Raw genomic sequence first — 13944 nt, forward strand, 5'->3', positions numbered from 1 at the left:
GGCCGACCTGCAGGCCGACCTGCAGCCGACCCGCAGCCGACCTGGACGGACGGCGCGTACGTTTTGCGGGGTCGGGTCCAGGCGTCAGGATGAACCCGTGAGAACCCGAGACGTCGCGACCGGCGCCCAGAGTGCCGCAGGCCCGGGCGGCGTGGCGGGCCGCGGCCGTGCCGAGCAGGGCGAGGAGCTGGGCGTCACCGTCTTCGACGTGGCCCGTGACCTGCGGCGGGACGTGGCCGCCGTCGAGCTCCCGCTCGCGATCGAGGGCGCCGACGAGGCGGCCGCGTCACGGGACCGCCTGCTGACCCAGCTCGACGAGCACCTGCTGCCGCGCCTCAAGGAGCTGTCGTCGCCGGCCGTGGTCGTGGTGGCCGGGTCCACCGGCGCGGGCAAGTCGACGCTGTACAACTCGCTGCTCGGCGAGGAGGTGTCGCAGGCCGGCGTGCTGCGCCCGACGACGCGCGAGCCCGTCCTCGCGTTCAACCCCCTGGACGCCGACGTGATCGTCGAGGGCCCGGCGACGCGCGTGTCGCGCGTCATCGACCACGACGGCGTGCCGCGCGGCACCGCGCTGCTCGACGCCCCCGACCTCGACTCGCTCCTGTCGGAGAACCGCGAGACGGCGGGCCTGCTGCTCGAGGCGGCGGACCTGTGGCTGTTCGTCACGACGGCGTCGCGCTACGGCGACGCGCTCCCCTGGAAGGCCCTGAGCCGCGCGATGGAGCGTGGCGCGAGCGTCGCGATGGTCCTCAACCGCGTGCCGCGCGAGACGCTCACGACGATCCGCGGCGACCTGCTGCAACGTCTGCGCGAGCACGGCATGGACGGCGTGCCGCTGTTCGTCGTGCCCGACGTCGGCCCGCACGAGGGTCTGCTGGACCGATCGGTCGTGGCGCCCGTCGCGCGCTGGCTGACGATGCTCGCCGGGCCGGACCGCTCGCGCGCGGTGATCGTGCGCACGCTCAAGGGCTCGCTCGCCGCGCTGCCGTCGTGGGTGACGGGCGTCTCCGACGCGGTCGAGCAGCAGATCGAGGCGGCGCAGGTGCTCCGTGACGCGGTGACCGCCGCGCTGCCACCGGTGCGCGCGCAGGCCCGGGAGTCGGTCCTGCGCGGAGACTCGTCGCGCGGGTCCCTCGCGGCGCGCTGGTCCCAGATCGCCGGCGCGGACAAGGTCGACCGGGTGAAGGTGCGGGGCGGCGTCGTGCGCTCGACGCGTCGTCGGGGCAGGGCACGCGACGTCGCGCTCGGGCCGCTCCACGCCGAGGTCCGTGCCGTGGTCGGCCGCACCCTCGCCGCGCACGGGGCGCAGGCGCACGACGCGCTGCGCGCGGCGCTCGTCGGCTCACGACCGCTCCCGGGCGGGGCCGCCGTCGCACCCGACGGCGAGGCGGCGACCGCTCCGCGCGAGGCCGCCGCCGCTCGTCACGTGGACGAGTGGACCGCGCGGGCCGACCAGGTGGTCGAGCAGCTCGGTGCACCGAACGCGACGGACGCGGCGCGCGCGGCGGTCAAGGCGTTCGGGGAGCGCGGTCTCGCCGCCCTCCTGCTCGCCGCGGCCGCCGGGAGCGACGACGCCGCGGCCCTCGTCCGCACGACGCTCGCCGACACCGCGGACGACGCCCTCTCCGCCCTGACGTCGGACCTGGCGGACCGCGCCGAGGCGATGGTCGACCGGGAGGCCGAGCCGGTCCTCGCGGCGCTCGACGTGCCCGCGCTCGCCCCGGACGCCGCCGTCGGCCTGCGCCTACGACTCGCCGAGCTGAGGAGGCTCATGTGACGTCCCACGACGCCCAGCTGCGCGCCCGCACCGAGGACCTCGAGCGCGCGGTGGACCTCGCGGGCGACCGGCTCGACCCGGCCGTCGCGGCGCAGGTGCGCGACGCGATCGGCGGTGTGCGCGAGCGGCTCGCGCTCGGCGTCGACCACACGGTCGTCGCGCTCGCGGGCGGCACCGGGTCGGGCAAGTCCAGCCTGTTCAACCGCGTCTCGCGGCTCGACTTCGCGGACGTCGGCGTCAAGCGCCCGACCACGGCGCGCATCACCGCGTGCGCGTGGAGCGACGCGGCGACGGCGCTGCTCGACTGGCTCGAGGTCGACGCGGAGCGCCGCATCACGCGCGACGGCATGCTCGACGCCGACGACGAATCGGCGCTCGGCGGCCTCGTGCTGCTCGACCTGCCCGACCACGACTCGATCGAGCCCGCGCACCGGGCCGTCGTGGACCGCGTGCTGCCGCTGGTCGACCTGCTCGTGTGGGTCGTCGACCCGCAGAAGTACGCCGACGACGCTCTTCACTCCGGATACCTCCAGAAGTCCGCGGGGCTCGAGGGGTCGATGGTCGTGGTGCTCAACCAGATCGACACCGTGCCGGAGAGCCGGCGCGCGTCCCTGGTCGACGACATGGACCGGCTCCTGGCCGAGGACGGGCTCACCGGCGTCTACGTCACGACGGTGTCCGCCCGCACGGGCGAGGGTCTGGACGAGCTGCGCGACCTGCTCGAGCAGGCCGTCGCACGACGCAGCGTCGCGGCGAGCCGGGTCGCGGGCGAGCTCGACCGCGCGGGCGCGCTGCTGCTCGCGGAGATCCCGGGGGACGTGCCGTGGACGATGAGCACGGCGGTCGAGGAGGAGGTCGACAGGCTCGCCGAGGCCACCGGGCTCGCGGCCGTCGCCGGTCAGGTCGGCGCCGCGGTCCGCAACGGCTACGGGCGTCCCGAGTTCTCCCCGCCGCAGCCCGACGCGGTCGCCCTGTCGCGGTCGCGCTGGATCGAACGGGCGGGCCGTGCGCTGCGCCCGGGCTGGCGGCAGGCGCTCGACGGCACCGTCGCGCAGGCGAGGGGCATCACGGAGGCGACCGTCGCGGCGCTGTCGAAGATCCCGCTGGACACGCGCGGCCCGGCGTCCGCGCGGCCCACGCGCCGCGCCGCGTGGGTGGCGCTCGCGGTCGGGGTGGTCGCGGGTGTGCTCGCCGTCCTGGGCTCCCTCGGTGTGCTCGACCTGTCGCGCGCGCTCGTCACGGTGTGCGCGGTCGTGGCGGCCGTCGCGGTGCTCGGTGCGGTCGTGTGCTTCCTCGCGGTGGTCCAGGTGCGCCGCACGCTCGCCCGACGGCGCGAGCAGCAGGTCCTCGCGTCGGGCCGCGGCGCGATCGAGCGGGTGGTGCAGGAGGCGATGGGCCGGCCCACCCAGGACCTGCTCGACACGCACCGGCAGGTCCGCGAGCTCGCGCAGTCCGCGCGGGACCGGGCGCCCGCCGCGCCGCTGACCGGGCCGCTACGGCTACCCACAGGCCCGGATCTGGAGGCGTCGTCCACAGGCGAGCGCACGACGTCGGACGGCGGCACCGCGCGCAGCGCACCCTGAGGCGGTCGCCGGGACGGGCCCGGCGCACCGGCCTCAGGAGGCACCCATGCACGGTGACGTCACCGTCACGTTCTCGGGCTTCGTCGCGACGACGCCCACGCTCTTCACGTCCGAGTCCGGCACGGACTTCACGAGCTTCCGCATCGCGCAGACGCGCCGCTACCTCGACCGCGAGCGCGGCGAGTGGGTCGACGGGCGCACGCTCTGGTTCACGGTCAAGGCGTTCAAGCACGTCGCGCGGAACGTCGCGACGTCGCTGCACAAGGGCGACCCCGTCGTCGTGACGGGTCGGCTGTCGGTCGACGAGTGGGTCGGTCCCGACGGGCCGCGGACGAGCCTCGTCGTCGAGGCGACCTCGCTCGGCCACGACCTGACGCTCGGCGAGTCCCGGTTCGCGCGCACGGTGCACCGGCGCGAGGACAGCGCGACGGCCGCCCTCGACGCGACCGAGGGCGTCGTGGAGGAGGAGGCGCCGGCGGACGAGGAGCACCTCGCGACGGTCTGAGCGGTCCCGCCGCACGGTGCACCGTCCGTCAGGACCCGTGCGGCGGCCCGACCGCGTACGCTGAGTGGTCGAGAATCCCGACTCCACTCCAGACCGACCGAACGGTGGAAACACAGGCTGTGGCTGAGTTCATCTACTCCATGTACAAGGCGCGCAAGGCGCACGGCGACAAGGTCATCCTCGACGACGTCTCCCTGAACTTCCTGCCCGGCGCGAAGATCGGCGTCGTGGGCCCGAACGGTGCCGGGAAGTCCACGATCCTCAAGATCATGGCGGGCCTCGACACGCCCTCGAACGGCGAGGCGCGCCTCTCCCCGGGCTACAGCGTCGGGATCCTCCTGCAGGAGCCGCCGCTCAACGAGGAGAAGACGGTCCTCGGCAACGTCCAGGAGGCCGTCGCGGACATCCTCGCCAAGAAGCACCGCTTCGACGAGATCTCCGCCCTCATGGCCGAGCCCGACGCGGACTTCGACGCGCTGCTCGCCGAGATGGGCACGCTCCAGGAGGCGATCGACGCCGCCGACGCGTGGGACCTCGACTCGCAGCTCGAGCAGGCGATGGACGCGCTGCGCTGCCCCCCGCCGGACGCGGACGTGTCTGTGCTCTCCGGTGGTGAGCGCCGCCGCGTCGCGCTGTGCAAGCTCCTCCTCGAGAAGCCCGACCTGCTGCTCCTCGACGAGCCCACCAACCACCTCGACGCCGAGTCCGTGCTGTGGCTCGAGCAGCACCTCGCGTCGTACCCCGGCGCGATCCTCGCGGTCACCCACGACCGGTACTTCCTCGACCACGTCGCCGAGTGGATCTGCGAGGTCGACCGCGGACGCCTCTACCCCTACGAGGGCAACTACTCGACCTACCTCGAGAAGAAGGGCGAGCGCCTGCAGGTCCAGGGCAAGAAGGACGCCAAGCTTGCCAAGCGCCTCAGGGAGGAGCTCGAGTGGGTCCGGTCCAACGCCAAGGGCCGCCAGACCAAGTCGAAGGCGCGACTCGCGCGCTACGAGGAGATGGCTGCCGAGGCCGAGCGCACCAGGAAGCTCGACTTCGAGGAGATCCAGATCCCGCCGGGCCCGCGCCTGGGCAACCTGGTCCTCGAGGCGACGAACCTCCAGAAGGGCTTCGACGGTCGCCAGCTCATCGACGGCCTGAGCTTCACGCTGCCGCGCAACGGCATCGTCGGCGTCATCGGCCCCAACGGCGTCGGCAAGACGACGCTGTTCAAGTCGATCGTCGGTCTCGAGCCCCTCGACGGTGGCGACCTCAAGGTCGGCGAGACCGTCTCGATCTCGTACGTCGACCAGTCGCGCGGCGGCATCGACCCCAAGAAGACGCTCTGGGAGGTCGTGTCCGACGGCCTCGACTTCATCAAGGTCGGCAACGTCGAGATCCCGTCGCGCGCGTACGTCGCGTCGTTCGGGTTCAAGGGCCCGGACCAGCAGAAGCCCGCGGGCGTGCTGTCCGGCGGTGAGCGCAACCGCCTCAACCTGGCGCTCACGCTCAAGCAGGGCGGCAACCTCCTGCTGCTCGACGAGCCCACCAACGACCTCGACGTCGAGACCCTCGGCTCGCTCGAGAACGCGCTGCTCGAGTTCCCCGGCTGCGCCGTCGTCGTGTCCCACGACCGGTGGTTCCTCGACCGCGTCGCGACGCACATCCTCGCGTACGAGGGCACCGAGGAGAACCCGGCGAGCTGGTACTGGTTCGAGGGGAACTTCGCGTCGTACGAGGAGAACAAGGTCGAGCGCCTCGGCGCCGACGCGGCGCGTCCGCACCGTGTGACGTACCGCAAGCTCACGCGCGACTGATCGGTCCCGACGACGCCGGGCGGGTGCTTCCCGCCCGGCGTCGTCGTGCTGCGTGCGGCGTTCGGTGCGGCTACCTCCGCCCGGCGTCCACGACGGCGCGCGCGGGTCTACCATCCGGCCGCTCGTGCCTCGCGGCCTCCCGCCAGACCCGCCACGACCCGCGCGCGCCGTCGTTCCCGCCGGGCTCGCGTGCCGTCTCGCCTTCTCGTCGTCCACATGGGTTTCGTCCTGCCTCTTGCTCCCCATGTCGTCGACGTCACGGGGTTCGTCCCTCCTCTCGTCCACGGCCCGTCCCTGTCGCGGATGGGATAATCCGTCCTCGCGGCGGTGGGCCGTGCGCGCGCCTGGCCTGGGGCGTTGCGGCAGACTGGCGGGATGACCGACCCCGGAGCGCCTCGTGCCGACGCCGCTGCCGGCGATGTCGAGGAGCACGGCGGCGACGTGGCGGCGCTGACGAGCGCGGGGGCGGGGACCGCGGGGCTGGTCGAGGCGCTGGAGATCCTGCGGGGGCGGCTCGCGGCGCTGCGTCTGCCGCTCGAGGTGCCGGGCGTCGCGACGGCGCGGCACGACCTCGCGCTCGCCGTGGACCAGCTCGACGACTACCTGCTGCCGCGGCTGAGGTCGCACGCCGCGCCGCTGCTCGTCGTCGTCGGGGGGTCGACGGGAGCGGGCAAGTCGACGCTCGTCAACTCCCTGCTGGGCGAGCACGTGTCCGCGCCCGGCGTGCTGCGGCCCACGACGCGCGCGCCGGTGCTCGTCCACCATCCGCTGGACGAGCGGTGGTTCTCGACCGACCGCGTGCTGCCCGGGCTCGCGCGGGTCAGCACGCACCGCGCTGCCGACCGTGGCACCGGCACCGGCACCGGCACCGGCACCGGCACCGGCACCGGCACCGGCACCGGCACCGGCACCGGCACCGGCACCGGCACCGGGGCGGGCGCGGCAGGTGGCGGCACGGACCTGTCCCGCTCGCTGCGGTTGGTGGCGAGCGACGCGCTGCCGCAGGGGCTGGCGCTCGTCGACGCGCCCGACGTCGACTCGGTCGAGACGGCGAACCGGGAGCTCGCCGCCCAGCTGCTCGGTGCGGCCGACCTGTGGCTCTTCGTCACCACCGCCGCGCGGTACGCGGACGCCGTCCCGTGGGACCTGCTGCACCGGGCCGCCGAGCGGCGGGCCCAGGTCGCGATCGTGCTCGACCGCGTGGACCCCGGCGCCGAGGCCGTGGCCGACGACCTGCGGCGCATGATGGCCGAGAACGGGCTGGGCGCGTCGCCGCTCTTCGTCGTCGGCGAGTCCGACCTCGTGGACGGGTTCCTGCCCGAGCGGTCCGTCGCCGAGGTGTCGGCCTGGCTCACGGAGCTGGGCGTCGACGCCGACGCGAGGGACCGGATCGCGCTCGCGACGCGTGACGGCGTCGTCGACGACCTCGTGCGCCGCGCCGTGCTCGTCGCCGGGGCCGCGGACGCCCAGGGGACGTCGGACGCGCGGCTGCGGGACGTGGTCGAGCGCGCGTACGCGGACGCGGCGGCCCAGGTCGACGCCGCGACGAGCGACGGCGCGCTCCTGCGCGGCGAGGTGCTCGCGCGGTGGCAGGACTTCGTCGGCACGAGCGAGATCTTCCGCGCCGTGGAGCAGGGGGTGGGACGGGTCCGCGACGCGATCGCGTCGTTCTTCCGCGGACGTCCCGCGCAGGCGCCGCAGGTCGAGCAGGCCATCGCGCACGGCCTGGAAGCGGTCGTCCTCGACGCCGCCGACACCGCCGCGGATCGCGCCCACGGCACGTGGCGCTCCGACCCGTCCGGCCTCGCGCTGCTCGACGGGCTCGACCTCTCGCGGTCCTCGGCCGGCGCCCGCACCGAGGTCGCGGCGCAGATCCGGGCATGGCAGGGCGACGTGCTCGACCTCGTACGCGAGCAGGGTGCCGGGAAGCGGGGCGCGGCGCGCGCGCTGTCGTTCGGGATCAACGGGCTCGGCGTCAGCCTCATGGTCCTGGTCTTCGCGTCGACCGGGGGGATCACCGGCGCGGAGGTCGGGATCGCCGGCGGCACGGCGATCGTCGCCCAGAAGCTGCTCGAGGCGGTGTTCGGCGACGACGCCGTGCGCCGCCTCACGCAGACGGCCCGCGAGCGGCTCGCCGAGCGCGTGGACGAGGTGCTCGACGCCGAGGCCCGGCGGTTCACCGCCCAGCTCGACGCCCTGGGGAGCGCCGACGCGGTGACCGCCGCCCAGGGGGTGCGCGACGCGGCGCACGCGGTCGAGACCGCCGCACGCGCCGAGCGAGCCGGTCGACCCGCACCGGCCGGCCCGGTGACGGGCCGCCACGCGGCGCGACCCCTGCGCGGTGCCGGACGCGGGACCGCCGACGAGACGACGACGGGCGAGGTCGTCGACGACGGCACGCGGGCAGGCTTCTGGCGCCGGCTCTTCGGCCGGCCCGCACGGGACGCGACCGCGGGGGCCGGCGGCCAGGACTCGCCGCAGGACTCGCCGCAGGACGAGGCGCCGGCCGAGGGAGAGGGTCAGCAGTGAGCATCGACCTCGCGGACCGGACCGCCGCGCTCGAGTCGGCCCTCCTCGCGGGCGACGGGCGGCTCGACGCGACCCTCGTGGCCGACGCGCGCGACGTCGCCGGACGTGCGCGCGAGCGCGCCGGGCTGTCCGCCGACCACACGGTCGTCGCGCTCGCCGGGGCGACGGGCTCGGGGAAGTCGTCGGTCTTCAACGCGCTGGCCGGCGGCGAGCTCGCGACGGTCGGGGTCCAGAGACCGACGACGTCGCACGCGCTCGCGGCGGTGTGGGGACAGGGCGGAGCGGGTCCGGCCGGCGCGCTGCTCGACTGGCTCGAGGTGTCCCGGCGGCACGAGATGGGCACGCCCCTCGCATCGGGCGACACCGCGGAGCAGGACATGAGGCCGGGCGGCCTGCGCGGGATCCTGCGCGGCACGGGCCGCCGACCGGCCGAGCTGACGAGCGGGCTCGTGCTGCTGGACCTGCCCGACCACGACTCGGTCGTCACCGAGCACCGGGTCCGCGCAGAGCGCCTCGTCGAGCGGGCCGACCTCCTCGTGTGGGTCGTCGACCCGCAGAAGTACGCGGACGCCGCGCTCCACGAGCGCTACCTGCGGCCGCTCGCCGGGCACGCGTCGGTCGTCGTCCTCGTGCTCAACCAGGTCGACCGTCTGTCGCCCGCGGACGCCGACGCGTGCCTCGCCGACCTCCGCCGCCTCGCCTCGCATGACGGGCTCGCCGACGCGCGCGTCCTCGGCGTCTCGGCGCGCACGGGTCAGGGGATGGACGCGCTGCGTGGACTGCTCGCCGACGCGGCCGCACGCCGTCGGGCCGCGAACGACCGGCTCGCCGCCGACGAGCGCGCCGTCGCCCGGCGCATCGCCGACGCGTGCGGCGACCCCCCGCCCGAACGCGCGGCACAGCGGGCGCGCGACGGGCTGGTCGACGCCCTGGAGGCCGCGGCGGGCGTGCCGACGGTCGTCGCGGCGGTCCGCGGCTCCGCGGTGCGCGACGCGCGCGCGGCGACGGGGTGGCCCGTCACGCGCTGGCTCGGGCGGTTCCGACCCGACCCGCTGCGCCGCATCGGCCTGCGCTCCGGGCCGGCGCCGGGCTCGCGCGCGGCGCGCACGGCGAAGGCGCTGGGCGGCCCCGGCACCGCCGGTCCGCCGCGCGAGGACCTCGGGCGGACCTCGCTGCCGGCCGTCCCCGCGGCGCTGCGTGCGGGGGCGCAGACGGCGGTGCGCGACTACGTGGACGCCGCGACGCGCGGGGTGCCGGACGCCTGGGCGCTCGTGGCGCGCCGTCGGGCGGCGGACGGCACGTCCGACCTCCCGGACGCGCTCGACCGCGCGGTCGCGGGGACCGAGCTCGAGGCGTCGCGCCGACCCGCGTGGTGGCGCGTCGTCGGTGTTCTGCAGTGGCTCGTGCTCGCAGCGCTCGTCGCGGGGCTGGTGTGGCTCGCCGTGCTCTGGCTGTTCGCCTACCTGCGGCTGCCCGAACCGCCGACTCCCGTGCTCACGCTCGGCGGTGCCGGCGCGCCCGAGCTCCCGTGGCCGACGCTGCTCGTCCTCGGCGGCGTCGTCGTCGGGGTCGTGCTCGCGCTCGCCGCGCGGGTCGCGGCCGCGGTCGGCGGCAGGCGCCGTGCGGCCCGTGCCCGACGGCGCCTGCGCGCCGCGATCACCCAGGTCGCCGACGCCGTCGTGCGCCTCCCCGTGGGCGAGGAGCTCGCCGCGCTCGCCCGGTGCCGCGCCGGAGCTCTCGTCGCCGCCTCCTGAGGCGGGCCCCTCAGGGTGCCGAACACGACCTGACGGTCGTCAAGACGTCCAGAACGACCTTCAGGTCGTGCTCGACGGCGGGCAGGGTCGTGCTCGGCACCAGCGGCAGGGCTGCAGAATGGTCGTCGCACCAGCGCGCCGTCGGCGCAGAGCACCGCCCGCAGCACCGAGAGGACCTCCATGACCCGCCTGCACGTCCCCGTCCCGTTGCGGTGGTCGGACCTCGACGCCTACGCCCACGTGAACAACGTCGAGATGTTCCGCCTGCTCGAGGACGCGCGCATCACCGCGTTCTGGACGCATCCCGAGGCGGGAGAGGACGCGTGGCCCACCGCGGTGCTCGAGACGGGCCCGCACGCCACGAGCCACACGCTCGTCGCGCGCCAGGAGATCCAGTACCTGCGGCCGCTGGGGTTCACGCGGACGCCGGTCCGGGTCGAGCTGTGGGTCGGTCACCTCGGCGGTGCGAGCCTCGAGGTCTGCTACGAGGTGCACGACGGCGTCCCCGGCGGCTTCGGACGGACCGGCCCCACCTCCGGCGGCGAGGCCTACGCGAAGGCCACGACGACGATCGTCGTGGTCGACGCCGCGACCGGCAGGCCGCGCCGCCTCACCGACACCGAGCGCGCGGCGTGGGAGCCCTACGTCGAGGAGCCGCTGGTGTTCCGCCGTCGGGGCTGAGCATCGGTCCGCGGGCGGGCCGCCCGCTCCGGCCCGCCCGCTCGGCGTCACGACACGGTGCACGCCGCGCCGTCGAGCGTGATCTGCGCCGGCGGCGTGTTCGCGCCGCCGTGCGTCACGTTGAACCCGACCTCGACGGAGCCGCCGGGCTGAACCGTCCCGTTCCAGCTCGCAGAGCGGGCGGTGACGGCGGCGCCGGTCTGCGACCACGCCGCGCTCCACCCGTTCGTGAGCGTCTGGCCGGCGGGGAAGGAGAACCCGAGCGTCCAGCCTGAGAGGGCCGTGAGCCCCGTGTTCGTCAGGCGCAGGGTCACGGTCCCGCCGCTTGCCCAGTCGCTCGACGTCCACCGCACGGCGCACGCCGCGGCGTCGGGCGTCGTGCTCGTCGTGAACGACGTCGCAGCGCTCGCCGGGGAGGCGTTGCCGGCGCGGTCGGTGGCGACGACGCTCACGCGGTAGGCGGTCTCGGGCGTCAGCCCGGTGAGGGCGTGGCTCGTCCCGGTGACCGTGGCGACGGGCTCGCCGTCGAGCAGCACGTCGTAGCCGGCGACCCCGCTGCCCGCGTCGGTGGACGCGGCCCAGGAGACGGTCGCGCCGGTCGCGGTGACGTCGCGCACGGCGGGCGATCCGGGCGTCGTCGGCGCGGTCTCGTCGTCGGGGTCCGGCTCCGTCGAGCCCGGCTCGTCGCCCCACAGGAGCTCGTCGCCCTCGTACAAGGTGATCCGCCGGTTGTCCGTGAGCGTCTCGCCCGTCGCGACGTCGCCGTAGGACCAGTCGTCCGCCGCGTCCCACACGTCCGCGGTGACGCGGAACTGGATCTCGCGGCGGTGCTGCGACTGGCCACCGGGGTGGACGAGCGACCCGGAGCAGTCGATCTCGACGTAGTACTGGTCGCCACCGGCGTGCCCGACGCTCGCCGTGGCGCCGGGGCACTCGGAGTAGTTCGTCGTGGCGCGGACCGACGAGGGGTTCGCGCCCTCGTCGAGCGTGAACCAGTAGCGCAGGCGGACGTCGTCGAGGACACGCGCAGGGAACGCGGACCGGTTGCGCAGGATCGCCTTGATCTCGGTGAACGCCGTCCCCGGCTGGTTGAGCCGCGACTCGACGACGAACTCGTCCTGGTCGGGCGTCTCCGGCTGCGGGAAGCCCGCGAGCGGCGTGCCGCCGTGCTCACCGACGAGGTGCGCGAGCGCGGACGTGAAGCCCGCGTTGTAGTCCGTCGCGACCTCGTTGGCGACGTAGTCCGTGCGGCTGTCCACGTACGCGTCGTCCGGCGACCCCGGGCCGCCGACGAGCGCCCCGTACAGCACGTGCCGCGTCTCGACGGGCTGGGCGAGGGAGTCGAGCCACGAGCCGTGCGCGGTGCGGTGATGGGGGTTCTGCGGGGGGTTCTCGCCGTACCCGACGACGTACGACGAGCCGCGCGGGTTGTCCCCGAGCGCGTAGTCGACCTGCCGCTCCCCGAAGTCCTGGTACCTGTCGGCGCGTGCGGTGTCGCCGCGCTCGCGCAGCCAGTCGCCGTACGTGAGCGCGACGAACGCGGTGTTCGCGGCGTAGCGCAGCGAGCCCCAGGAGTCGAGGAACGCCTGACCACCGGGGGAGTAGCGCACCCGCTGGCCCTGGTACCCGGTGGTCCAGAAGTCGAGCCAGCGGTTCGCGTCGTCGACGTACTGCTGCTTGCCGGTCGCCTGCGCGAGCAGCGCGTACGCGCCGTACGTCTTGTCGTCCCACGCGATCGTCCACCGGTACGAGCGCGTGCTCGTCTGCGGTTCGGTCGACAGCCCGGCGTACTCCTGCTCGGCCTTCGCCAGGTAGGCGGCGTCGCCGGTCGCCTCGTACAGCCAGTACGCGCCCCACACGAGCTCGTCCTGGTAGCCGGACCACGAGTTGTAGAAGCTCCCGACGGGCACGCAGTCGGAGTACTTCCCGCGGTACGTGTCGGCGAAGTCGTAGAGCTCGACGGCGTGGCGGCGCAGCTCGGCCGCGTACGCCGGGTCGGATTCGGCGAAGACGATGGACGACGCCGCCATGGCCGCCGCGGTCTCGCCTGCGACGTCGCTGCCGGGGCACGAGGGGTCGACCTTGTAGGCGGGGCGTGCCATCTGCATCGCCTCGGCCGGGCCCCACCACTTGTGGTCGGCGTCGCCGTCGCCGACCTGGGCGTAGAGCACGTCCGGCTCCGGGTGCGCCTTGACGAAGTAGTCGTTCACCCAGCGCAGCGAGTCGAGCAGCTCGTCCTCCTGGCCCGACGCCGCGTACCCGTCCGGGCTCGCGAGCGCGCCCCACGCGAGCATCGTCGTGGTGAACGCCATCGGCAGCCCGAACTTCACGTGGTCGCCCGCGTCGTACCAGCCGCCGGTGAGGTCGAGCCCGACGTCGGCGCCGTCGTCGAGCGCGGAGTCGCCGCGCCAGCTCACGCGGAAGTCGTCGGGCAGGTCGCCCGAGCGCTGCGCGTCGTAGAAGAACAGCGACTTCTGGAGCGCCTCGGCGTAGTTCGGCTCCACGGCTGCCGACGCCGGAGCGGCGACGGTCGTGAGACCGGCGGCGAGCAGGGCGCACGTCGTCGCGACGGCGGTGGGCCGGGTCGTCCGGGCGCTGGCCGCGGCGCGGGTGCGCGCGGAGGGTCGTCGGTCCATGGCTGCCTCTCGGTCCGCCGCGCGTCCTCGTCGACGCGCGGGCCGTCGCCACTGTCCGGACCGCGCGGCCGGGACGTCAAGGAGACGTCCGACCGCGAAACGTTTAGACCCGCGGACCCGTGCCCGCGGCAGGCGCCGCGTCGTCGTGCCCGGAGCGCGCCGCGCGCTCGGCCGCCTCCGCGATGTTGCGCTGCATGCCGCCGAACACGACGCCGTGGAACGGCTTGACGGACCACCAGTAGAGCTGGCCGGCGAGACCGTGCGGGTGGAACAGCGCGCGCTGGGCGAAGTAGGTGCGGCCCGGCCCGCTCGCCTCCTCCGGCGACGGGCCGGGGGCGTCGGGATCGGTCGCGTCCTCGAGCTCCGCCGCCGCGTCGTCGACGCGCAGCTCGAGCCACGCGAGACCCGGCAGCCGCATCTCGGCGCGCAGCAGGAGCCGGCGCCCCGGCTCGATCGCCTCGACGCGCCACCAGTCGAGCTCGTCGTCCACGCGCAGGCGGTGCTCGTCGCGTCGACCGCGCCGCAGCCCCGGGCCGCCGACGACGCGGTCCATCAGCCCGCGCACGCGCCACGCGAGGGACCACGAGTCCCAGCCGCCCTGCCCGCCGATCTCCTCGACGACGCGCCACAGCACGTCGTGCGGCGCGTCGACCACGGTGCGCCGCTCGTCCACGTAC

9 protein-coding genes are annotated in these 13944 nt (G+C 75.1%); 7 read left to right on the plus strand and 2 right to left on the minus strand.

From position 1 onward, the window contains the following. Window positions 1–97: 97 nt before the first annotated feature. The 7 genes from NFS20_RS21910 (at window position 98) to NFS20_RS21940 (ending at window position 10631) form a co-directional block, all read left to right on the plus strand. On the plus strand, window positions 98–1777 hold the full coding sequence (locus tag NFS20_RS21910; protein ID WP_251153891.1) for a GTPase: 1680 nt from the start codon (window positions 98–100) through the stop codon (window positions 1775–1777). After that, entirely contained in the window at window positions 1774–3360 is a 1587-nt protein-coding gene (locus tag NFS20_RS21915) for a P-loop NTPase family protein (protein ID WP_251153892.1), read from the plus strand. Before NFS20_RS21910 ends, NFS20_RS21915 begins: the two co-directional genes overlap by 4 nt. 46 nt (window positions 3361–3406) lie before the next feature. After that, window positions 3407–3865: a single-stranded DNA-binding protein gene (locus NFS20_RS21920; RefSeq protein ID WP_251153893.1), complete on the plus strand. Its 459-nt coding sequence runs from the start codon at window positions 3407–3409 to the stop codon at window positions 3863–3865. A gap of 119 nt (window positions 3866–3984) precedes the next feature. Further along, complete coding sequence (gene ettA / locus NFS20_RS21925) at window positions 3985–5667, plus strand: energy-dependent translational throttle protein EttA (RefSeq protein ID WP_251153894.1); 1683 nt, start codon at window positions 3985–3987, stop codon at window positions 5665–5667. A 375-nt stretch (window positions 5668–6042) separates the two neighbouring features. Next, the gene (locus NFS20_RS21930; RefSeq protein ID WP_251153895.1) at window positions 6043–8196 is read left to right on the plus strand and encodes a dynamin family protein; all 2154 of its coding nucleotides are present in this window, start codon (window positions 6043–6045) and stop codon (window positions 8194–8196) included. Further along, the gene (locus NFS20_RS21935; protein WP_251153896.1) at window positions 8193–9950 is read left to right on the plus strand and encodes a GTPase; all 1758 of its coding nucleotides are present in this window, start codon (window positions 8193–8195) and stop codon (window positions 9948–9950) included. Before NFS20_RS21930 ends, NFS20_RS21935 begins: the two co-directional genes overlap by 4 nt. A gap of 180 nt (window positions 9951–10130) precedes the next feature. Further along, a complete protein-coding gene (locus tag NFS20_RS21940) occupies window positions 10131–10631 on the plus strand; it encodes an acyl-CoA thioesterase (protein ID WP_251153897.1) in 501 nt (166 codons plus the stop codon). 47 nt (window positions 10632–10678) lie between these two features. On the opposite strand, the gene NFS20_RS21945 is transcribed toward NFS20_RS21940, so the two are convergent. Both NFS20_RS21945 and NFS20_RS21950 read right to left on the minus strand, forming a co-directional pair. Further along, a complete protein-coding gene (locus NFS20_RS21945; RefSeq protein WP_251153898.1) occupies window positions 10679–13267 on the minus strand; it encodes a glycoside hydrolase family 9 protein in 2589 nt (862 codons plus the stop codon). 103 nt (window positions 13268–13370) lie between these two features. After that, the coding region (locus NFS20_RS21950) for a DUF2867 domain-containing protein (RefSeq protein WP_251153899.1) at window positions 13371–13944 on the minus strand (574 nt) is incomplete at its 5' end.

Source organism: Cellulosimicrobium sp. Marseille-Q4280 (assembly GCF_943181405.1).
Taxonomy (GTDB): Bacteria; Actinomycetota; Actinomycetes; order Actinomycetales; family Cellulomonadaceae; genus Cellulosimicrobium.